Origin of the sequence: Micromonospora sp. DT68, assembly GCF_049847245.1 — a bacterium.
Taxonomy (GTDB): Bacteria; Actinomycetota; Actinomycetes; order Mycobacteriales; family Micromonosporaceae; genus Micromonospora; species Micromonospora profundi.
The window spans coordinates 417,827-438,441 of the sequence record NZ_JBNCNZ010000003.1 but is presented as its reverse complement, the minus strand read 5'-3'; the positions used below and the strand labels follow the sequence as shown (position 1 = coordinate 438,441).

Annotated in this window: 22 protein-coding genes; 9 read left to right on the top strand and 13 right to left on the bottom strand. The window is 71.2% G+C overall.

From position 1 onward, the window contains the following. The first annotated feature begins 62 nt into the window (after positions 1 to 62). Complete coding sequence (locus ACPXB1_RS08255; RefSeq protein ID WP_355587185.1) at positions 63 to 1,673, top strand: ricin-type beta-trefoil lectin domain protein; 1,611 nt, start codon at positions 63 to 65, stop codon at positions 1,671 to 1,673. A gap of 52 nt (positions 1,674 to 1,725) precedes the next feature. Here ACPXB1_RS08255 and ACPXB1_RS08250 read toward each other — a convergent pair whose 3' ends face one another. The 6 genes from ACPXB1_RS08250 to ACPXB1_RS08225 form a co-directional block, all read right to left on the bottom strand. Next, on the bottom strand, positions 1,726 to 2,313 hold the full coding sequence (locus tag ACPXB1_RS08250) for a hypothetical protein (RefSeq protein WP_425735006.1): 588 nt from the start codon (positions 2,311 to 2,313) through the stop codon (positions 1,726 to 1,728). Positions 2,314 to 2,369: 56 nt separating this feature from the next. Continuing rightward, positions 2,370 to 3,851: an ATP-binding protein gene (locus ACPXB1_RS08245; RefSeq protein WP_425735005.1), complete on the bottom strand. Its 1,482-nt coding sequence runs from the start codon at positions 3,849 to 3,851 to the stop codon at positions 2,370 to 2,372. Next, positions 3,844 to 4,536 carry a response regulator transcription factor gene (locus tag ACPXB1_RS08240; protein WP_355587191.1) on the bottom strand — a complete coding sequence of 231 codons (693 nt, stop codon included), beginning with the start codon at positions 4,534 to 4,536 and terminating at the stop codon, positions 3,844 to 3,846. The genes ACPXB1_RS08245 and ACPXB1_RS08240 overlap by 8 nt, the downstream gene beginning before the upstream one ends. Before the next feature lie 78 nt (positions 4,537 to 4,614). Further along, positions 4,615 to 5,127 (bottom strand): hypothetical protein, encoded by a 513-nt coding sequence (locus ACPXB1_RS08235; protein ID WP_355587194.1) that lies wholly within the window; start codon positions 5,125 to 5,127, stop codon positions 4,615 to 4,617. 111 nt (positions 5,128 to 5,238) lie between these two features. Continuing rightward, the gene (locus tag ACPXB1_RS08230) at positions 5,239 to 6,252 is read right to left on the bottom strand and encodes an aminoglycoside phosphotransferase family protein (RefSeq protein WP_355628416.1); all 1,014 of its coding nucleotides are present in this window, start codon (positions 6,250 to 6,252) and stop codon (positions 5,239 to 5,241) included. 93 nt (positions 6,253 to 6,345) lie between these two features. Next, positions 6,346 to 7,518 carry a thiolase family protein gene (locus ACPXB1_RS08225; RefSeq protein WP_355587199.1) on the bottom strand — a complete coding sequence of 391 codons (1,173 nt, stop codon included), beginning with the start codon at positions 7,516 to 7,518 and terminating at the stop codon, positions 6,346 to 6,348. Between the two features lie 79 nt (positions 7,519 to 7,597). On the opposite strand from ACPXB1_RS08225, the gene ACPXB1_RS08220 reads away from it, so the two are divergent. Further along, a complete protein-coding gene (locus ACPXB1_RS08220; protein WP_355587201.1) occupies positions 7,598 to 8,032 on the top strand; it encodes a PH domain-containing protein in 435 nt (144 codons plus the stop codon). A gap of 7 nt (positions 8,033 to 8,039) precedes the next feature. Here ACPXB1_RS08220 and ACPXB1_RS08215 read toward each other — a convergent pair whose 3' ends face one another. Both ACPXB1_RS08215 and ACPXB1_RS08210 read right to left on the bottom strand, forming a co-directional pair. Continuing rightward, entirely contained in the window at positions 8,040 to 8,951 is a 912-nt protein-coding gene (locus tag ACPXB1_RS08215) for a rhomboid family intramembrane serine protease (protein WP_355587204.1), read from the bottom strand. Positions 8,952 to 9,051: 100 nt separating this feature from the next. Next, positions 9,052 to 9,582 (bottom strand): peptidylprolyl isomerase, encoded by a 531-nt coding sequence (locus ACPXB1_RS08210; RefSeq protein WP_355587207.1) that lies wholly within the window; start codon positions 9,580 to 9,582, stop codon positions 9,052 to 9,054. Between the two features lie 84 nt (positions 9,583 to 9,666). Between ACPXB1_RS08210 and ACPXB1_RS08205 the strand changes: the two genes are divergently transcribed. After that, a complete protein-coding gene (locus ACPXB1_RS08205) occupies positions 9,667 to 10,446 on the top strand; it encodes a hypothetical protein (protein WP_355628419.1) in 780 nt (259 codons plus the stop codon). A gap of 110 nt (positions 10,447 to 10,556) precedes the next feature. Here the strand turns inward: ACPXB1_RS08205 and corA are convergent, their stop codons facing one another. From corA to ACPXB1_RS08185, 4 genes are all read right to left on the bottom strand, one after another. Beyond that, the gene (gene corA, locus ACPXB1_RS08200) at positions 10,557 to 11,705 is read right to left on the bottom strand and encodes a magnesium/cobalt transporter CorA (protein WP_355628422.1); all 1,149 of its coding nucleotides are present in this window, start codon (positions 11,703 to 11,705) and stop codon (positions 10,557 to 10,559) included. Positions 11,706 to 12,092: 387 nt separating this feature from the next. Next, positions 12,093 to 13,187 carry a PLP-dependent aminotransferase family protein gene (locus ACPXB1_RS08195; RefSeq protein WP_355587215.1) on the bottom strand — a complete coding sequence of 365 codons (1,095 nt, stop codon included), beginning with the start codon at positions 13,185 to 13,187 and terminating at the stop codon, positions 12,093 to 12,095. Between the two features lie 105 nt (positions 13,188 to 13,292). Continuing rightward, entirely contained in the window at positions 13,293 to 13,751 is a 459-nt protein-coding gene (locus tag ACPXB1_RS08190) for an ester cyclase (RefSeq protein ID WP_355587218.1), read from the bottom strand. A gap of 86 nt (positions 13,752 to 13,837) precedes the next feature. Continuing rightward, positions 13,838 to 14,230 carry a CBS domain-containing protein gene (locus ACPXB1_RS08185; RefSeq protein WP_355628425.1) on the bottom strand — a complete coding sequence of 131 codons (393 nt, stop codon included), beginning with the start codon at positions 14,228 to 14,230 and terminating at the stop codon, positions 13,838 to 13,840. 114 nt (positions 14,231 to 14,344) lie between these two features. On the opposite strand from ACPXB1_RS08185, the gene ACPXB1_RS08180 reads away from it, so the two are divergent. The 5 genes from ACPXB1_RS08180 (at position 14,345) to ACPXB1_RS08160 (ending at position 18,116) form a co-directional block, all read left to right on the top strand. Next, positions 14,345 to 14,794 (top strand): NUDIX domain-containing protein, encoded by a 450-nt coding sequence (locus tag ACPXB1_RS08180; protein ID WP_355587222.1) that lies wholly within the window; start codon positions 14,345 to 14,347, stop codon positions 14,792 to 14,794. After that, on the top strand, positions 14,791 to 15,558 hold the full coding sequence (locus tag ACPXB1_RS08175) for a hypothetical protein (protein ID WP_355587225.1): 768 nt from the start codon (positions 14,791 to 14,793) through the stop codon (positions 15,556 to 15,558). The genes ACPXB1_RS08180 and ACPXB1_RS08175 overlap by 4 nt, the downstream gene beginning before the upstream one ends. Before the next feature lie 77 nt (positions 15,559 to 15,635). Next, positions 15,636 to 16,367 (top strand): phosphocholine cytidylyltransferase family protein, encoded by a 732-nt coding sequence (locus ACPXB1_RS08170; RefSeq protein ID WP_355628428.1) that lies wholly within the window; start codon positions 15,636 to 15,638, stop codon positions 16,365 to 16,367. Then, positions 16,355 to 17,422, top strand: coding sequence for an iron-containing alcohol dehydrogenase family protein (locus ACPXB1_RS08165; RefSeq protein ID WP_355628431.1), 1,068 nt, complete (start codon positions 16,355 to 16,357; stop codon positions 17,420 to 17,422). The genes ACPXB1_RS08170 and ACPXB1_RS08165 overlap by 13 nt, the downstream gene beginning before the upstream one ends. Beyond that, positions 17,397 to 18,116, top strand: coding sequence for a CDP-alcohol phosphatidyltransferase family protein (locus tag ACPXB1_RS08160; RefSeq protein WP_355587232.1), 720 nt, complete (start codon positions 17,397 to 17,399; stop codon positions 18,114 to 18,116). The genes ACPXB1_RS08165 and ACPXB1_RS08160 overlap by 26 nt, the downstream gene beginning before the upstream one ends. Positions 18,117 to 18,337: 221 nt before the next feature. Here the strand turns inward: ACPXB1_RS08160 and ACPXB1_RS08155 are convergent, their stop codons facing one another. Continuing rightward, positions 18,338 to 19,612 carry a glycosyltransferase gene (locus ACPXB1_RS08155; RefSeq protein ID WP_355628434.1) on the bottom strand — a complete coding sequence of 425 codons (1,275 nt, stop codon included), beginning with the start codon at positions 19,610 to 19,612 and terminating at the stop codon, positions 18,338 to 18,340. A 24-nt stretch (positions 19,613 to 19,636) separates the two neighbouring features. Here ACPXB1_RS08155 and ACPXB1_RS08150 point away from each other — a divergent pair, with 24 nt between their 5' ends. Continuing rightward, positions 19,637 to 20,497, top strand: a complete 861-nt coding sequence (locus tag ACPXB1_RS08150) for an Fpg/Nei family DNA glycosylase (protein WP_355587235.1) — start codon at positions 19,637 to 19,639, stop codon at positions 20,495 to 20,497. Positions 20,498 to 20,615: the final 118 nt, after the last annotated feature.

The window sequence follows — 20,615 nt, the reverse complement described above, 5'->3', positions numbered from 1 at the left end:
CATCGGGTTACCTTCTGGTAACTCGATCGACGTCCCGCGATCGAGCCGAGAGGAGTGCGTCGATGCCTGTTACCTCCGCCAGGCCCGAACGCGCGACCCGACGACGGGCCTGCACCATCGCCGTCGCCGTCGCCGCTCTTGTCCTGCCGATGCTCGCCGGACCGACCGCCACCGCCACCGCCGCTCCCGCCACCACCGCCGACCGACCCGCTGTCCAGCCACTGCCCGCCAACCTGGAGACCATCCGGGCCACCGAAGCGACAGCTCTCTACGGAAGCCCGGCCATCCGCCCGATCGAGCAACGCCGCACCGCGCTGATCACCATGGGTGACAGTCAGATCTCCGGTGAGGGGGTCGGCAACTACGTCCCCGGCACCCACCAGAACGGCAACTGGTGCGACCGCTCGTACGACCAGGCGGTGTTCCGCACCGGCATCCAGTCGGACACGCGATACAACCTGGCGTGCTCCGGCGCGACCCCCTGGAACCTGATCGCGGGCGGGCCGACCCAGCACAACGAGCTGAACCAGGGCGACTACCTGGGCATCAAAGCGCGCAACACGCACGTCAAGCTGATCTGGGTGGTGGTCGGCGCGAACGGCGACGGCACCATCCAGTTCGGGCCGGTCGCCACCGACTGCGCCGTACGCCGGGTCTTCCTACAGGGCAACTGCTACCCCGCCTACACCGACCAGTGGACGATCCGGACCGACGGCAGCCGGCGCGCGGTGGAGGCGGCGCTCACCGACATCCGGGCGACGATGACCAAAGCCGGCTACCTGCGCTCGGACTACGAGCTGGTGCTGATGTCGTACCCCGGCCCGGCCAGCCCGGACGTGGAGGACAACCCGAACTTCCCCGGCTGGTACTCCGGCGGCTGCCTGCTCTACCTCGCCGACGCGGCGTTCGCCCGGAACAAGGCGGTGCCGCTGTTCGAGTCGGCGCTGCGCTCGGCCGCCGTCAACACCGGCACCCGGTACCTCGACGCGAGCCGGCTGTTCCACGGCCACGAGGTGTGCACCGACAACACATCGGTCCGTGGTCTCTTCATCGAGGTGGGGATCTGGAACGAGAACGCCGCCCGGCAGTCGTTCCACCCGAACGCCCGTGGGCACGGCATGTTCGCCCAGTGCATCACGCAGTTCTGGAACTCCGGGCAGAACCAGGCCACCTGCGTCGACCCGGCCAGCACCGGCGGCGGCGTGCTCTACGCCGGCCTGCTCCAGTTCAAGCAGTTGCGCAATCTCGCCACCAACACGTGCGTCGACGGTAAGGGTTACGACTCACGCAACGGCACCCCCCAGCAGTCGTACGGCTGCCACGGAGGGCGCAACCAGGGCTTCTGGTACGACGCGACCCGGCGTTCGCTGCACTCGGAGCTCTCCCACGACCGCTGCCTGGACGTCGCCGGTGGATCGATGACGTCCGGTACCGCTGTCAACATCTACGACTGCAACGGCACCCCTGCCCAGCAGTTCGCCTTCGTCGGCAACCAACTCAAGCCGGCCAGCGCCAGCAACCTCTGCGTGGCGTTCGACACCGCGGGCACTCCGCGACTGCGGTTGGCCGCCTGCTCCACAAGCACCCGGCAGCAGTGGTCGTCCGAGGCCCGTACCGCCGCCAACCCGGTCGGTTACGGTTACGGCGACTTCATCGGCTCCCGCGTCTACTGACGAAAGGAAGGGCCCCTTATTAACGCGAGGCGTTAATGAGGGGCCCTTCCTTTCACTTAATGCGCGGGATGAGGACGAGCCGGGCGACGCTCTTGTCGCCGTCCTTCGCGCCGGCGACGCCGAGCTTCGCGCCGACCTTCACCTCGCTGGGCTGCACTGTGGTGCGCCGCTGCACGACCCGCAGATCGTCGCCGAAGGTCCAGGTCATCGTGTAGCCGTCGGTGGACTTGACAGTCATCGAGTCACCGTCGATCGCCGTGACCTCGCCGCGCTGCACGGCGACGGTCCGCGTACCGCCGTCCTTCGTCTGCACGACGGCCTCGCCGTGCAGTGTGTTCTTGCGCAGCAGCACCCGGGCCTGGCGGCGCTGGCGCCACTCTTCACCACGCTTCTGCCTGGCCTTCTCCGCAGTGGTGGGAGACGGGGTGGCCAGCGCGGCGACCGGTTGCGTGTCCAGGTCATCGGCGTCGAAGCCCATCGCGGTGAGCGCTTGGCCCTCCACGCCCAGCGCGGCCTCGACCTCGACGGCGGCGTCCCGGGCCGGTGGGCTGGCCACCTCGGCCGCTCCGCAGCCGCTGGCGCCGAGTGCCACAGCTGCGAGCAGTGACGTGGTGGCGGTGGCGAGTCCCCAACGTGGCATGGCGTTCCCTCTCGTCAGTGGAGCCCTCAGCCTGCCCGGCGATGACGAGCGCAACGTCAGGCCGATGTTCGGATCCGGTAAGGATCACCGGGCAGCCGAACTGTGAACGCGGCACCACCTTCCGGCGCGTGACCCGCGTTGATGTCTCCACCGAGCCGGCGGACCAGCCCGGCAGCCAGCGCCAGCCCCAGACCGCTGCCCACCTTGCGCACCCCCCGGTAGCGCTCGTGCAACGCTCCCCGCTCGAACGCCACGGCCAGGTCGTCGTCGGTGAGGCCCGGCCCGCCGTCGCGGACCTCCAGCACGCCGCCGGCAGCCGGGTCCATACCCGCCTGCCGGACCGCGAGCACCACGGACGCCCCCGGGGGTACGACCCGCAGCGCGTTCTCCAGCAGCCCGTCCACCACCTGCCGGATCCGACCCGGGTCGGTGTACGCCGGGACGGGCCGGCCGGGGCTCTCCACCCGGAACGACACTCCCACCGCCGCGCACCGGCCCGACCAGGTGGGCTCGGCGTCGGCGGCGAGGCGGGCCAGGTCCACCGGTGCCGGTTCGAGGGGGAAGTCGGCGGCTTCCAGCCGGGCCAACGCCAGCAGGTCACCGATGAGCCGGTCGAGGTGCTGGGATTCGGCGAGCATGGTCCGTCCGGCGGCAGCCGTGCCGTCCGCCTCGATCACTCCGTCGGCCAGCGCCTCGGCGTACCCACGGATCGCTGTCAGCGGGGTCCGCAGTTCGTGCGAGACGGAGAGCAGGAATTCCCGCTGCCGCCCCTCGCTTGTGGTCAGCGCGGCGGCCAGCCCGTTCAACGCCTCCGCCAGGTCGGCGACCTCGTCCGGTGGCTCGACCGGCACCCGTACGGCACGGTCCCCGGCCCGTAGCCGGGCCGCTGCGGTCGCGGCGACCCGGATCGGCCGGGCCAGGCGGCGGGCCAGCAGGAGCCCGGCCACCACACCGGCGGCCAACCCGGCCAGCAGCGGCAGCCAGAGGCTGAGCAGTACCTGCCGCCACAGCCCCGGCGACGAGGCGCGGGAGAGCACCACCCCGTTGCCGCCGGGCAGAGCCCTGCCCTCGACGAGAGCACGGCGGCCGTCGACCGGGCGGCGCGCCGACACGTTGCGGCCCTGGCCGACCCGCTGCACCACGCGGGGCGGCAGGCCCGGTCGGTCGGCGGTCCCGCGCCTGATCAGGTACGCGTCGATGCCCTGGCTGCGCAGTTGCCGGATGAGCCGTTCCTCGTCGGCGGTGCGACCCCGGTCCAACCGTGTCCGCAGCACCTCGGCGGCGAGCCGTGCCTGTGCGGCGAGTGCCTCCTGATCTCGCCGCTCCGCGCCCCGGATCGCCAGCGGCACCGCGACGATGGCGGTGACGAGCACCGACACCAGCGCCACTGTGCAGGTGACGAGCACCGCGCGGGCGGTGAGGGTCTCGCCGAACCGGCGGCGCCGAGGTGCTGCCGGCGGGGGAACTGCGGCCACAGGCAGCGCCCCGACCTGCTCTTCGGTGCGCGCGGGCTGTCGCGGAACGGGATGGTCAGGCATCGACGGCGTACCCCACGCCCCGGTGGGTGCGGATGACACCTGCCGGGCCGAGCTTCGCCCGGACCTGGGCGACATGCACGTCGACGGTGCGGGTTCCGGCGTGCGCTGCGTAACCCCACACCCCGGCCAGCAGTTCCTCCCGGCTGAAGACCCGCCCCGGTCGGGCCATGAGGTGCGCCAGCAGGTCGAACTCGGTGGAGGTGAGCTGCACCGGGGCGCCCGCCACGGTGACAGTCCGGCGGGCCGGGTCGAGCGTCACCGCGCCGACGACGCGTGGCTGCTCCGCCCCTTCGGGGCCGCCAGCGGCGCGGCGCAGCACGGCACGCACCCGGGCGACAAGTTCGCGCGGGCTGAACGGCTTGGTGACGTAGTCGTCGGCGCCCAACTCCAGGCCGACGATCCGATCCACCTCGTCGTCACGGGCGGTGAGGAAGATGACTGGCGTCCAGTCGCCAGCCTCGCGCAAGCGACGGCAGATCTCGGTGCCGGGCAGGCCGGGCAGTGCGATGTCCAGGACGCAGACCACAGGTCGCAGCCGGCGGGCGGCGCTCAGGCCCGCCTCGCCGTCGCGTTCCATCTGCACGCCGAACCCGTCGCGGGTGAGATAGAGCCGCACCAGGTCGGCGATGGCCGGCTCGTCCTCGACCACGAGGACGAGCCCGCGGTACGACGTTTCGACGGTCACCGGCCCATGATTGCGGAAGGGGCGGCCCCGGCGCGATCGACGCGTGTTCGGGTTCGGTAAAGGCGTCCCGGTGCGGCGTCAGCGCGCCACGGCGGGGCGGAACACACTGGGCCGTACGGTCGCCGGCGCGTCGCCGATGGTGGCGACGATCCGCTCGCGGGGCGTCCGCAGTCGAGTCCGGAACGCGTGGTTGAGCAGGGCGTCCATCTGCCACACCTGCTTGGGGTGGGTGGTGCGGATCAGGAACCGCTCACGGATCCCGTCGATCGCGGTGGCGGCCAGCTCGACCGAGTGCAGCCGCGGATCGGGGCTCCAGGTGACGTTGCTCAGCTCGCGCAGCTCGGTGTTGAGGTGCAGGCGGAGCCGGTGCAGCAGCCGCGTCTGCTGGGTCACCACCAGCCGGCGGTGGGTGAGCAGGAGCAGGTAGTCGCCGGTGACCGGGCGGTCGGGGCGGCTGCAACGGGTGACCAGGATTGTCGCGTCACCGGAGCCGACGCAGCGCCGGAACACCGGCATGTGCCGGCTCACGGTCTGCACGGCCAGGCCAGCCTCGGCGGCGGCCGGGAGGAACGTTCGGGAGAAGACGTCCATGACCTGCCCAACGACCCCCCGGCAGGGGTGACGCGGGTCACGGCGCTTTTTTGGAAGTTCCACGCCGCTCGTCGCACTGCATGTCCGACTTCCGACGGGGACGGATCCCGGTCAGGATTCCGGCTGCAACGGGACGGCGGCGAACAGCTCGGCGAGCCAACCGGGCACCGCCTCGGCGTACTCGGCGCGTGTCGGGTCGACGGTGTCCAGGGCTCGCCGCCAGGACAGCGCACGACTCACCGCGCCCAGATTCATCGCCAGGTCGGCGGCCTCGACAAGCGTCCGGCGGTCGTACCTGTCGGTCCACGCCTCCAGATAACTGTCGCGAAGGCGGACCAGCGTGGCGTCGTCGGCAGCCAGCTCGGCGGCGTACCGGATGGAGCGCAGTGTCACCAGCAGCGTGCCGAACGGGTGCGCCACCGACGCGTCGCCCCAGTCGAAGTACCGGTACCCGGTCGGGCCGGCGAAGACGTTGCCGTCGTGCAGGTCGTCGTGCTGGATGGTGGCCGCGATGCCGAGGTCGGCGAGCCGGCGACAGCGCTCGGCGTACGCCGGAAGCTCCGCCCGCAGCCGCTCGTACGTCTCGGGGGCGAGCCCGCCCTCGGCGCCGATCCGCAGCGACTCATTGTCGTCCAGCAGGTCGGCGAGCAACCCGGCCAGCACCTCGGGGCGGTGGTCCGGCACCCCGAGGGCGACCAGCTCGTCGGCGCGTGGCGCGGTGGCGAGCTGGAGCGCGGCGTACCCGGGCAGAGCCCGTTCCCAGTGCGCCAGGTCAGGATCGCGGCCCAGCACGTCACGCAGCGACTCCCCGCCGTCGGGCAGCAGCGACCAGCCCCGCTGCGGGTCCACGGCGATCGGTGTCAGCACCCGGTCGGGGGCCAGCTCGGCCAGCGCCGCGATCAGAACTGCCTCGTGCACGGTGCCCTGGTTGTTGGCCTTGAACCACACCGGCCCGCCGTCGGTGGGCACCCGCCACACAAGCGACCACGGACGGACCCGGGGCTCCACGGCCCCGGTGACCAGCAGGCCGACTCCCGCGAGCTGCTCGTCGACCCAGTCGCGAGCCTGCGCCTGCCACTGCTCACTGGACCAGTCGGGGGCATGCTCACCGGCGATCGTCTCCACGGTGGGCACCCTAGGGTCGGTTGCCCCTCCCGGGCCACGCTTTTTCAGTGGCGGCGCGCCGCGACAGTTCGCCAGCGGCAGAGGGGCCCGGGATCAGACCAGCTCGACGATCGTGGCGTTGGCCATGCCGCCGCCCTCGCACATGGTCTGGAGGCCGTAGCGGATCCCGTTGTCCCGCATGTGCTGAAGCATCGTGGTCATGATCCGCGCACCGGAACCGCCGAGCGGGTGACCGAGGGCGATCGCGCCGCCGCGCGGGTTGAGCCGCTCCGGGTCGGCCTCGGTCTCCGCCAGCCACGCCAGCGGCACCGGGGCAAACGCCTCGTTCACCTCGTACACCCCGATCTCCTCGATGCCCAGCCCCGCGCGGCGCAGCGCCTTCGCGGTGGCCGGGATGGGCGCGGTGAGCATGGTGACCGGGTCGTCGGCGGCGACCACTGCGGTGTGGATGCGGGCCAGCGGGCGCAGGCCGTGCCGGCTGGCCCAGTCGGAGGTGGTCACGGCGAGCGCGGCGGCGCCGTCGGAGATCTGGGACGCGGAGCCGGCGGTCACCACGCCGTCAGCACGGAACGGGGTGGCCAGCTCGCCCAGCTTCTCCAGTGAGGTGGACCGGCGGATGCCCTCGTCGGCGGCGAACTTGCCGCCGTCGGCAAGCGGCACCGACGTCAGCTCCGGGTCGAACGCCCCGGCGTCCTGGGCTGCGGCGGCCTTCTCGTGGCTGGCCAGCGCGAACTCGTCGAGCTGGGTACGCGACAGACGCCACCGCTGGGCGATCAGCTCGGCCCCGACGCCCTGGTTGAACGGCAGCGGCTCGTCGTCGGCGAAGCCCTCGACGCCCCGGTAGCGGGCCCGGACCTGGTCGCTGAACGGCATGCCACCGCCCACGCTGGAGCCCATCGGCACCCGGGTCATCGACTCCACCCCGCCGGCGACCACCAGGTCTGCCTGGCCGGAGAGGACGGTAGCGGCGGCGAAGTGCAGTGCCTGCTGGCTGGAGCCGCACTGCCGGTCGATGGTGGTGCCAGGCACCGACTCGGGCCAGCCTGCGGCGAGCACGGCGTTGCGGGCGATGTTCCACGACTGCTCGCCGACCTGGGACACGCAGCCCCAGAAGACGTCGTCGACCTGCGCCGGGTCGAGGCCAGTGCGCTCGGCGAGGGCGCGCAGCACGTGCGCCGAGAGATCGACCGGGTGGACACCGGCGAGGCTGCCCTTGCGCCGCCCGACCGGGGTGCGTACCGCGCCGACGATGACCGCGTCACTCATGTTTACTCCCCGGTAACCTGACTGCCCCGATCCTACGTCGTCGGTGGACCGGCCGTCCGCCCCCGGGCATGCTGGGCGGATGGATGAGACCTCCACGACCCGGCAGTGGCGGGTGCCCGCGAGTCTTCCGGCGATCAAGATCGCCGGCGCGGTGGCACTCGTCGCGATCGGGCTGCTCTTCGCCGACGGCGACACGGTACGGCTGGTCCTGGCCTGCCTGGCGGCCGCCGCACTGGTGGGCTGGGCGGCACGCGACCTGGTCGCGCCGGTCCGGTTGGCGGTCGGCCCGGAGGGGGTCACCGTCATCCACGGGTTCGCCGGTCGGCGGATGCTGCCCTGGCCGGCGATCGAGGCGATCACCGTGGACCGCCGACCCCGGTTGGGGCTGACCACCGAGATGCTGGAGATCGACGCGGGCGAGTCACTGCACCTCTTCGGCCGCTACGACCTGGGCACAATGCCCGAGGACGTGGCCGCCGAGCTGCACGCCGCCCGCCCGGGCGCGACCGGATAGCCGGTGGTCAGCCCAGTAGCTGGGCGGTGCGGAACAGGACGAGGGCCAGCAGGATGAGCAGGATCACCGCACCGCCGCCGACCTGCACCAGCGTGCGCCGGCCCCTGGGCGCGTAGGCGAGAACCAGCGCCATCGCGGCACCGACCGCCAGGCCGCCCAGGTGCCCGGGGATCGAGATGCCCGGCACTGTCAACGTGAACACCAGGTTGATCACCAGGATCGGGATCACCTGGGAGATGTCCCGGCCCATCTTGCGCTCGATGATGATCAGCGCGGCGAAGAGACCGAAGACGGCTGTGGACGCACCGGCGGTGGCCGAGTTCTGCGCGCTGAACAGGTAGGCGGCGACGTTACCGCCGAGACCCGCGATCAGGTAGAGCGCAGCGAAACGCGCCCGCCCCAGGTTGGCCTCCAGCGAACGGCCGAGCACCCAGAGCGCCCACATGTTGAGCAGCAGGTGGATCACGCCGTAGTGCAGGAACATCGCGGTGACCAGCCGGTACCACTGGCCGTCGGCGATGCCGCCGAGCGTGCCGTCGGGGAAGACCGCCAGCCCGAGCACCGAACCCCAGTTGGTAAGCGGCGTGCTGCCGCCCATCAGACCGCCGAAGCCGGAACCGCCGACCGCCGCGTCACCACCCCGGTCGGAGGCGATGGAGAGCACCATGAGAAGCACGTTCAGCGCGATGAGCGCCTTGGTGACGTAGCCGTGCCGGCCGGCCGCACCACCACCGAAGGCGGTACGCGCCGGCCGGACACTACGACGTCCCTCGTCGACGCACTCCGGGCACTGGTGCCCGACGGACGCGTCCCGCATGCAGTCCGGGCAGATCGGCCGGTCGCAGCGGGTGCACCGGACGTAGGTCTCCCGACCGGGGTGCCGGTAGCAGACCGGGGTGGTCGGTGGGGACTCGCTCACCGGGCCGACCCTCCGTCCGTCACCGCGCGGGGCACCGGCGCTGGCCGGTGCGGTGCTCCGGAGCGCTCAATCATGCGAGCAAAGGTACCTCGCTGGTTCGTCAGCCAGCAGACCGCTCGATCTCGACCCGCTCGATCACGACGTCCTGGAGCGGACGGTCGCTCGGGCCGGTCGGGGTGTTCGCGATCGAGTCGACGACCTTCACCGACTCCTCGTCGGCGACCTGCCCGAAGATGGTGTGCCGGTTGTTGAGGTGCGGCGTCGGCGACACGGTGATGAAGAACTGCGAACCGTTGGTGCCCGGTCCGGCGTTCGCCATCGCCAGCAGGTACGGCCGGTCGAAGCGCAGCTCCGGGTGGAACTCGTCGGCGAACTTGTAGCCCGGCCCGCCCCGGCCGGTGCCGGTCGGGTCGCCCATCTGAACCATGAAACCGCTGATCACGCGGTGCGAGATGGTGCCGTCGTAGTACGGCCCGCTGCCCGGCTGGCCGGTGCGCGGGTCGGTGTATTCGCGGTTGCCCTCGGCCAGGTCGATGAAGTTGCGGACCGTCTTCGGCGCGTGGTTCGGGAAGAGCTCCAGACGGATCGGCCCAGCGTTGGTGTGCAAGGTGGCGTAGACAGCCTCGGCCACGGGTACTCCTCACTCGTTGGTCAGTTCCATGCGGATCCTCCCATGTGCCCGATCTGGCATCGCGGAGGCATCCGAAGGTGGAGGATGACGAAGGAACAACTCCCAGGAGGTGGGACCGTGTTTGGAATCGGGCGGCGTAAGTCCCAGGGTCAGCTGGCCAGAGCAGAGCTGAACCAGAGCATCAGCCACCTGATGCAAGCAGCCAACCACGCCGCTAAGGGCGCTGGCTCGACGGTCGGCCCGCGGGTGCAGGTCGCCCGTGGCTACGTTGCGCCGACGGCGGCGAAGGTACGCGATCGTGCGTCGACCGGCTGGGGGACGACACTCACCACGCTGGCACCGCTGGCCGCGGTGGCCCGTGATGGCGCCGCGCAGGCAGGGCCGTTGACCAGGAAGGCCAAGTCGAAGAGCATGCGGATCACTGGCAAGAAGAAGCAGCCGCGTCGTCGCGGCTCGATGATGACCGGCCTTCTGGCCGCGGGTGCCATCGCCGGCCTGGCCGGCGCGGTCGCTCTGCGTCGTCGCCGGGAGCAGCAGGAGTGGGCCGAGTACGACCCGACCCGCACCCTGGAGCCGATGCGCGACGAGGTCGACTCGTTCGAGGTGCGCACCCCGTCGACGCCGAAGGGTACCGACGGGTCGGCCATGACCGGGATGACCGGCGCGGGCAGCTCGGCGGTGGCCGGCGGCGACAGCGCCAGCACCACCGCCCCCGCCACCCCCGGCCCGTCGACGACCGGCATCCGCCCGACCGACAAGGTTCCGTCGGTCGCCGAGGGTGCCAAGGACGTCTCCGGCCGTCCGGCCGACGACATCTCCAAGGCGCTGGGCAAGGACACGGCCCGCACCAACGGCCGCCGCTGACCTCAGCGACAGCGCACCGGCGCCGGCGACGCGGGTTTCCCGCTCGCCGGCGCTTTCGCGCACTCAAACCCGTCGGCGCCCGTCGGTGCCGGGTTGCCCGGCGTACGCGGTCAGAGCCAGCCGTTGCGGCGGAACCAGCGGTACAGGGCGAGGGAGACCCCGAGCATGAGGGCCAGCACGACGGGATAGCCGTACGTCATCTTCAGCTCGGGCATGTTCTCGAAGTTCATGCCGTAGATGCCTGCGACGCCGGTCCAGAACGCGGCGATGGCCGCCCACGCGGCGATCTTGCGCATGTCGTTGTTCTGGTCGACGGTGACCTGGGCCAGGCGCGCCTGGAGGATGGAGTTCAGCAGGTCGTCGTAGGAGTTCACCTGCTCGACGGTGCGGCTCAGGTGGTCCTGCACGTCCCGGAAGTAGCGCCGGATCTCCTTCGGCACCTCGCGGTTGACCTGGGAGGTAAGCGTCATCAGCGGGCGCTGCAACGGGATCACCGCCCGCTTGAACTCCACAAGCTCCCGCTTCATCTGGTAGATCCGCTGGATCCGACCATGGCTGTTGCGGTCGAAGACCTCGGCCTCCAGGACGTCCAGGTCGTCCTCCAGCTGCTCGGCCACCTCCAGGTAGAGGTCGACCACGCGGTCGGTCACGCCGTACGCCACCGCCCACGGGCCGTGCAGCAGCAGGTCCCGCTTGGTCTCCAGCTCGGCGCGGACCGGGGAGAGCCGGCAGGCGTCCCCGTGCCGGACGCTGATCAGGAACTTCGGGCCGATGAACAGCATCACCTGGCCGGTCTCGACGACCTCGGAGTTCTCGGTCAGCTCGGCGTGCTCGCAGTACCGGGCCGTACGCAGCACGAGGAATGTGACGTCGTTGAACCGCTCCAACTTGGGCCGCTGCGCTGCCTTCACCGCGTCCTCGACGGCCAGCTCGTGCAGACCGTAGGTCTCCGCGATGGCTGTCATCTCGGCCAGCTCCGGCTGGTGCAGCCCGAGCCAGACGAAGCCGTGCTCCTCGCGGCGGGCCGCCTCGAGCGCGTCCGCGTACGTCCAGTCGCCGGGCTGCCGCTTGCCGTCGACGTACAGCGCGCAGTCGACAACGCCGCTGCGGCCGGAGCCGGCGGGGGCCGGCGTCGGGGGCGAGCCGTCGGCGTTGAGCATCCGGGTCACCGCCCGCACCGGGGACGGCCACGCCCGGGGTCGCAGCACCCGTCCGGTGCTCGGCAGCACCGACCGGCTGCGATCTTCCCGATCTGTCATCTCGACACCTCCCCGCGCTCGCCTGCGGCTTGCAGGCTACGCCGATGGTCGCCATCGGCAGGTGTGACGGCGGTCGCGGGGGCGGCGCCGGGCGGGCCGGGTCGCGTCGGGGGGTGAGAGGACGACACGGCCCACCCGGCGCCCATGGGGGCGGGGGTTGTGCTGCACGCGTGACCCGAAAACGGCGCGGCGGCCGCAGTCGCCTGCGGCGCTCACGACGTATGACGAATGACGCTCGCAGCATTGTGAGCCGCCGGCCGCCCGGGCGGGAGCCCCGGACGGCCAGCATCGTCGTTTTGTCAGGAACCCGACAGAATGCGCCCGCGCCAGTCGTCGACGGCTGGCGCGGGCGTCGCCTCTGGCCAGCCTCGACGGCCGGCGCGGGCCTCAGCTCCGGACGGCCTCGACGGCTTCCGCGAGCCGGCGGACACCCTCGTCGATCCGATCGGCGGTCACGGCCGAGAAGGCAAGCCGCAGGGCGTGCTGCCCACCGTCCAGAACGAAGTCGCTGCCCTTGACCACTGCCACCCCGCGCTCGGCCGCCGCCGGGGCGAGCTTGTCCACCAGGACGTCCTCGGGGAACTCCACCCAGAGGAAGTAGCCACCGTCGGGCTCGACGAACCGGGCCTGCGGCAGGTGCCGGCGCAGCGACTCGGCAAGCACCTGGGACCGCTCGCCCAGCGCCGCCCGGACGGTCTCGATCGAGCGGTCGATGTCACCGGAGACGCAGAACTGGTGCACGATCGCCTGCGACACCATGCCGGGCGAGATGTAGAGGCTCGTCGCGTTCTTCGCGATGTCGGCGATCAGGTCCGCAGAGCCGACCAGGTAACCGACCCGGACGCCCGGGCAGACCGTCTTCGTGAAGCTCGACGCGTGGACCACCACGCTGCGGGTGTCCATCGACAGCATCGACGGCAGCGCCTCGCCACGGAACCGGATGTCCGCGTACGGGTCGTCCTCGAAAATGATGAAGCCGTATTCCGCGGCAAGGTCGAGCAGTTCGCGACGCTTCTCCAACGACAGCGTCACGCCGGCCGGGTTCTGGTAGTTCGGGATGATGTGCGCGAGCCGGGGACGTACCCCGGACTCCAGCAGCTTGCGCAGCTCGGCGGTGTCCACGCCGTCGGGCTCGACCGGAACCCCGTACAGCTCGCTGCCCATCCGCTGCAGGTTGAGCAGCGTCCGGTCGTACGTCGGGCGCTCCACCACCACGGCGTCGCCGGGACGGACCAGGTGGTCGAAGAGGAACGCGTCGGCCTGGAGCGAGCCGTTCGTGACGAGCACCTGGTCGGCCTCGACACCGTGCTTGTCGGCGATCCACTTCCGCAGCGGAAGGTAGCCGACGGAGGTGCCGTACGCCGTGATCCCCGCAGGGTCGGCGTCGAAGGCGCGTACGGCGGCGGCCTTGAGGCCCTCGACATCGACGATGTCCAGCGAGGGCGCCCCACGGGCAAAGGAGATCAGCTGCTCGGCGGTCATGGCCATTGAGCGTACGGGCGACTGCGGGGCGCGCGCGGACGGCACGGCGATGTCCGCATCCTGAGCCACCGGACGGGTGACCCGACTCCACCGGTCGCCGTCAGATCAGACCGGAAGTGCGAGCGCGTCGTGCTGCGCCGACCGGGAAAGCCCCTCCAACTGCACGCCGAGCGCGTCGAGCAGGTGGCTCCAGTCGAAGTAGGAACGCCACGCGACGATCCGGCCCCGGCGGACCCGCACCACGTCCGCCACCTCCCAGCTCACCGACCGGCCGGTGGGCGCGACTGTGCCGTACGGCGAGTGCAGCGTGCCGGTGTGGGTGCCGGACAGGCGCAGCTCGACTGCCGCGCCGCCGGAAGTCCGCACCGAGCCCAGCGGGTCGACCCGCAGGTCGGGGAAGGCACCCGTCCAGGTACGCAACAACGCGGGCAGTTCGATCGGGCGGACCGTGACACCCGGCATGGAGTAGAAAGCCTCCGGGGCATACAGATCCGGGAGTCGGGCCACGTCCCGACTCAGGAGCATTGCGTACTGCTGCTCGACCAGGCGCTCCGCGTCACGCATCGGGCCCTCCCCCACGGGCGGCGGAATCTCCGCGCCCGCAGGGAATCCTTACCCGTCGATTCCGCCGGCACACCCGTATGGACCGGTCAGGTGGTGGCGACCGCCGGATTCTCCGACCAGACCCGCATGATGTCCCGTACGGAGATCACTCCGGCGACCTCCCGGCCGTCAAGCACCACGAGGTGCCGGAACCCACCCCGAGCCATCGCGGCGGCTGCCTCGGCGACCGTCCACTCCGGCCCGGCGTAGACGACGTCCCAGGTCAGGTGGGAGCGGGTGCGTTCCACGTCGCAGTCGAGGCCCGCGCCGATGGCCTTCAGCACGTCGCGTTCGGTCATGATCCCGACCCCTTCGGACTCCGGGTCGATCACGACGGCCGACCCGACACCGCGGGCCGACATCATCTGGGCCGCCTGGCGGAGCGTGTGCTCCGGACCGACGACGAGAACCTGGCTGGACATCGCTTCCCGTACCTGCATCACGCATCACCCCTGCCGACGTTGGCATCCGGTAGGGACATGGTGGTCTGTGGATGTTTCCTGGACAAGACCACGGCGTCGCCGAATCGCCGGACCGCTCGCTACTGTCAAACGGTGCCCACCGACCCCCTGCGCTGCGCCGGCGCGCTGATCGTCGACCACGACGGCCGCATCTTCTTCCAGCGCCGGTCGCCGCACCGACGGCTTTTTCCCAATTGTTGGGACATCGTCGGTGGGCATCTGGAGCCCGGCGAGGACGTCGACGAGGCACTCCGCCGGGAGATCACCGAGGAGACCGGCTGGCTCCTGTCGCACGTCCTCGGCCCGGTGGGCGAATACCACTACGTCGGTGACGACGGCCTGGCCCGGATCGAGCACGACTTCCTGGTACGGGTCGACGGCGACCTCGCCCACCCGAAACTTGAGGCAGGCAAGCACACCGAGTACCGCTGGCTGGCCGAGCACGAGGTGACGGTGCTGGATGAGAACCGCGACGTCAACGACGGCCTGATCAGGCGGATCGCGGAGGAGGGCTTCGCCGTCCTGCGGTCGATCGGTCTGTGAACACCATCGAGTTGGCGCCCCACCGGGCCGCCGGTCTGGTCGCCCCGGCCGTCGACCGCGCGTACCGCGCCGGAATGCTCGCCGGTCACGACTGGGGCGGAGCGGAGCTGAGCCAACGGTACGGCGGGCCGGCCGCCACCGGCCTCCTGGTCGAGCTACGGACCCGGCTGGCCGCACCCGGCGGCATCGTCGACGAGGCCGGGTTCGCGGCGGTCACCAGGTATCTCGATCCGGTGGTCAGCCGCCGGACTGTCGACAAGCAGGTCGCCTACGGAATGATCCACCGCCGCCCGGACGGCGGGCTCTGCGCCACCGAACGCGGGCTTGCCTTCCTCACCGAGCTGTACCAGGTGCACGCGGAGGTCACCGACGAACTGTGGGCCGGGCAGGACGAGCGGGTGGCGCGGCTGGTGGCGTCACTCGGCCGGGTGCTGGCGTACGCCCTGGTGCTTGCCGACGAGGAAGGCGACCGGGGCAACTCGGCATTCACCGCGATGGCGCCGCCGCACGAGCCGTACGGCGCCCCGGCGGGCGTGCTCCTGCTCAACCGGCTCGGCGCGCTGCGGTACCACCGGGCCGACGCGCACGCCGCCGCCTGGACGGCCGCCGGGCACACCGCGTCGAGCGTCGCCGCCCTGCCGCCCGGCCCGGAACGGCTCGCCATCGAGTTGGAGACCGACCGACGGGCGGCCGGCCCGTACGCCGTCCTCACCGCGGACGAGCGACTGACGATGCTCGCCGACCTGGCCGCGCTGCCCGGCTGACCGGTTGACCGGAGTCACCGGGCCGCCCGGGGCTATCCTCCACCGGTGACGGGAGCAGGACGAGGGAGGATGTCGCGATGATCGGAATGGTGCTCGCGGCCGGAGCAGGACGCCGGCTGCGCCCGTACACCGACACCCTGCCGAAGGCGTTGGTGCCGGTGGACGGCGAGATCACGATCCTGGACATCGCGCTGGGCAACCTCGCCGAGGTCGGGCTCACCGACATCGTGATCGTGGTCGGCTACGCGGCGGACGCTGTCGTCTCCCGTCAGGCGGACCTGGAGAAGAAGTACGGCGTCACCCTCACCCTTGTGCACAACGACAAGGCCGAGGAGTGGAACAACGCCTACTCCCTCTGGCTGGCCCGGGAGCACTTCGCGCGTGGAGTGCTGCTTGTCAACGGGGACACCGTGCACCCGGTGAGCGTGGAGAAGACGCTGCTGGCCGAGCGCGGCCCGGGGATCCTGCTCGCCGTTGACACCCTCAAGCCGCTGGCCGAGGAGGAGATGAAGACCACCTTCGACGCCGCCGGCCAGCTCACCCGCATCACCAAGATCATGGACCCGGGCGAGGCGTACGGGGAGTACATCGGCGCGACGCTGATCGAGCCGCAGGTCGCCGACGCGCTCGCCGACGCCCTAAAGGCGACCTGGCGGCGTGATCCGAACCTCTACTACGAGGACGGCTACCAGGAGTTCGCCGACCGGGGCGGCGAGGTGCGGGCGGCTCCCATCGGCGACGTCCCCTGGGTCGAGGTCGACAACCACGCCGACCTGGCCCGCGCGCGGGAGATCGCGTGCCTCTACTAGCCCGGAGTATCCTCACCCCGCTGCACATCGACGTACGCCGAGGTGCGGTCGCCGACCTGGGCGCGATCCTGGCCGACGGGCGGATCTCGGCAGGCGGTGACGTCGCGGTGGTGGTCGGCCCGGGTCAGGGTGCCCAGATCGCGGAGCTGATCCGACCGTCGCTGCGGACGGCCGACGTGTTCACCGTCGCCGGGGCGACGCTGGACGCCGCCGACGACCTTGGCGGCAAGCTCCGCGCCCGGTCGTACGACGCGGTGGTCGGCATCGGCGGCGGCAAGACGATAGACGTGGCCAAGTACGCGGCGACCCGCCGAGGGCTGCCGATGGTGTCGGTGGCGACGAGCCTCGCCAACGACGGGATCGCCTCCCCGGTGGCCAGCCTCATCACCGACGGGATCAAGGGCTCCTACGGGGTGCACATCCCCATCGCGGTGATCGTCGACCTCGACTTCGTGGAGAGCGGCCCGGAGCGGCACAACCGCGCCGGCATCGGCGACGTCATAAGCAACATCAGCGCCCTGGCCGACTGGGAGCTGTCCCGCCGGGTCCGCGGTGAACCCGTCGACGGATTGGCCGCGTCGCTGGCCCGGGCGGGCGCCGAGGCGGTGCTCAACCACCCCGGCGACATGACCGACGACGCGTTCGTCACAGTGCTGGCCGAGGCACTGATCTCCAGTGGCCTGGCGATGGCTGTCGACGGCACCAGTCGCCCGTGCAGCGGCGGCTGCCACGAGATCATGCACGCCGTCGACTCGCTCTTTCCCGGCACCGCCTCGCACGGTGAACTCGCCGGGCTGGGAGCGTTGTTCTGCACCTGGCTGCGCGGGGATCTACGCCGCTTCGGGGAGATGTCGGCCTGCCTGGCCCGGCACGGTCTGCCGCGTCTCCCCGCCGAGGTGGCGCTCACCGACGACCAGTTCGTGGAGGCCGTGCAGTTCGCGCCGCGTACCCGACCCGACCGGTACACCATCCTCGAACACCTGGCACTGTCGCCTACCGAGACGCGGGAGCGGCTGGCAGACTACGCCGGTGCAATCCGCGACCAGCTTGGCTGACCCCCGTCCCACCGTCGCCGACTTCCACCGGGTGAACCGGGGCGGCGGCCTGTTCAGCGAGTCGATCAGCCAGTGGCTGGGCGCCGTCTTCGCGCTCGTCGCCCAGCGCCTCGGGCTGCGCCCCACCGCGCTCACCCTCACCAACCTGGTGCTCGGGCTGGCCACCTCGATCACAGTTGTGGCGCTCGCCGGGCCGGTCGCCGCCGGTGACGTACCGGCCTGGGTGGTCGGTCTGCTCGCCCTGATCGGCTGGCAGGTGGCGTACTCCCTGGACTGCGCCGACGGGCAGCTCGCCCGGGTGACCGGTCAGGGCAGCGCGGCCGGCGCGCGGATCGACATTCTCTGTGACGTGGCCGCGCAGATCGCCCTGGTGGCCGCGCTCGCCGCAGTGGCGGTGGCGCAGGAGCCGGGCACGCCGACCTGGCTCGTGGCGACCTTCGCGGGCACCTGGATGGTCAACCTGGTCACGTCGGTGATGCAGTCCGGCCCCAACGCGGCAAGCATGGTCACCTCGACCTCGCTGCCGGTCCGCCTGGTGAAGCTGGTACGCGACTACGGCGCGGTGATCTTCGTGGCCGCCGTGGTGCTGGCCGTCGCCCCCGCGCTGGTCCTCTGGGTGATGGTGGCGTTCACCATCGTCAACGGCGGCTTCCTGCTGGCGAGCATCGCCTTCTCCGCCCGAGCCTCCCTGTAAGGAAGGGCCCCTTACTATCGCCTTTTGCATAGGAAGGGCCCCTTACTAACCACGCTGGGCGGCGCCTTCGTGGTCGGCGCCGCTGCCCCGGCACGCAGCGATCGAGGGCTACACCACGTTGCGGAGATCTTGGCAAGAAGCCGCCCCTATAAGGGCGTTTTCCTGCCAAGATCTCCGCACTCCCGCCAGGCGGGACAGCAGCGGGAGCCGGCAGGCCGGGATCAACGAGGGCGGGCCACGCCGGCGTAGACGTCTAGGTGCCGCTTGATGACGACGTCGGGGTGGAAAGTCTGCTCGTACCGCAGCCGGGCCGGTGCGGCGAGCGCGGCGGCGCCAGCCCGAGCGACCGGGAGCGCGGCGGCCAACGCGGCCGGGTCCGGCGGGACCACCCAGCCGGCGGTGCCGGTGACCAGGCCGGCCGGCATCGCAGACGGACCGGCCGGCGGCGGGGAATGGCCGGCGACGGCCGAGGCGACAGCCGCCGGGCCGGTGCCGGCGGGCTCGTGCGGGGCGTCCGCGCCGACCAGGTACGGGATGCCGCCCAGCGCGGTGCCGAGCACCGGCCGGCCACTGGCCAGCGCCTCGATGATCACGGTCGGTAGCACGTCGTGCCACATGGAGGCGGCGATCACCACAGCGCTCGCCTCGACAGCTGCCTGCACCCCGGCCCGGTCGAGCTGGCCCAGGTAGACCACGTCCTGTCGCTCCGCGGCTGCCGCCTCCACGAGCGGGCGCAACTCGCCGTCACCCGCCACGCGCAGCGTGCCGAGCGTGCCCACGGGGTGCCGGCGCCAGGCGTCCAGCAGCAGGTCCACACCCTTCTCGGGCGAGAGCCGGGCCATGTAGAGGAACCCGTCACCCAGCGGCGCCGGTCGGCCCGGGTCTGGCACGGCATTCGGCTTCACCACGATGCGATCGTCCGGAATGCCGTACTCGCGCAGGTGGTCGGCGATCGCCGTGGTGAGCGCGATGTACCGGTCCACCGACCGCCAGGTGCCCCGGTGCACGGCCAGGGTCGTCGCCATCAGGGCGGACTGGGCAGCCGAGTCGCGGTAGCAGCGGTGCTTGATCGCCGGTAGGCCCAGCGCCCGTCCCTTGCAGTCCTGGCAGATCACACCGTCGCGGAAGTAGATCCCCGAGGAGCAGACCTGCCGGTAGTTGTGCACCGTCTGCACCACAGGCACACCGTGCCGGTGGGCGGTCCGCACCACCCAGGGCGAGATCAGAGGGTACGGGTTGTGCAGGTGCAGCACGTCCGGCCGATGCGCGGTGAGCAGCCGGCTCAGGTCCTGCTGGGCACGCGGCGCCCAGATCGGCGAGATCGGCAGCAGCGCCTTGGCCGCCTTCGACATCGACGGGATCTCGTCGGAGCTGCGGATGAACGGCAGCACCTCGACGCCGGCGGCGCTGAGCTGGGCGATCTCCGCGTCGACGATCGTGTTCTCGCCGGAGGGCTGAGCTTCCCGGTACCGGTTGTGTGCCACCACGATTCTCACGGGAAAGAAGGCTACCGTTGGGTCGTGCCCGAACTACCGGAGGTTGAGGCGCTCGCGGGATACCTGCGACAGCGCGCGGTGGGGCGGCGTGTCGACCGGCTGGAGATCGCCGCGATAAGCGCCCTGAAGACGTACGACCCGGCACCGTCCGCGGTCGCCGGCCGGGCTGTCGTCGACGCCCGCCGGCACGGCAAGTTCCTCGACGTACTCATCGAGGGTGATCTGCATCTCGTTGTCCACCTGGCACGGGCCGGATGGCTGCACTACCGGGAGGCGTTCCCGTCCACGACGCCGCTGCGCCCCGGCAAGGGTCCGATCGCGGTACGGGTACGTCTCGACGACGGCTCCGGCTTCGACCTGACGGAGGCCGGCACCCAGAAGAAGCTTGCCGCGTACCTGGTCAATGAGCCTTCGGCGGTGCCCGGCGTGGCAAAGCTCGGCCCGGACGCGCTCGCCGCCGACCTGCCCACCTTCACCGAGCGGCTGCGCAGCCGGCGTGGGCAGATCAAGGGGGTGCTGACCGACCAGTCGGTCCTCGCCGGGGTGGGCAACGCGTACTCCGATGAGATCCTGCACGCCGCGAAGCTGTCCCCGTTCGCGATCACCGATCGGCTCACCGACGCCCAGCTCGCCGCCCTGCACACGGCGACGCGGCAGGTGCTCGGCGACGCTGTCGAGCGTTCCGTCGGTCAGCGCGCGGCGGAGCTGAAGGGTGAGAAACGCGCCGGCCTGAAGGTGCACGCCCGCAACGGGCTGCCCTGCCCGGTGTGCGGGGACACGGTGCGGGAGGTGTCGTTCGCCGATTCCAGCCTTCAGTACTGCCCGACCTGCCAGACCGGCGGGAAACCGCTCGCTGACCGACGGTTGTCCCGACTAGTACGGTGAGTAGCTCAACTCGGCGACTACAGAGCGGAATCGACCCGACTGGGCTGAAAGCTCCGGTCCACCGTTCTCGCCACACGCGTATCCATCGGTATAGTGGCCCGGTCCCCGGCTTCTGAAA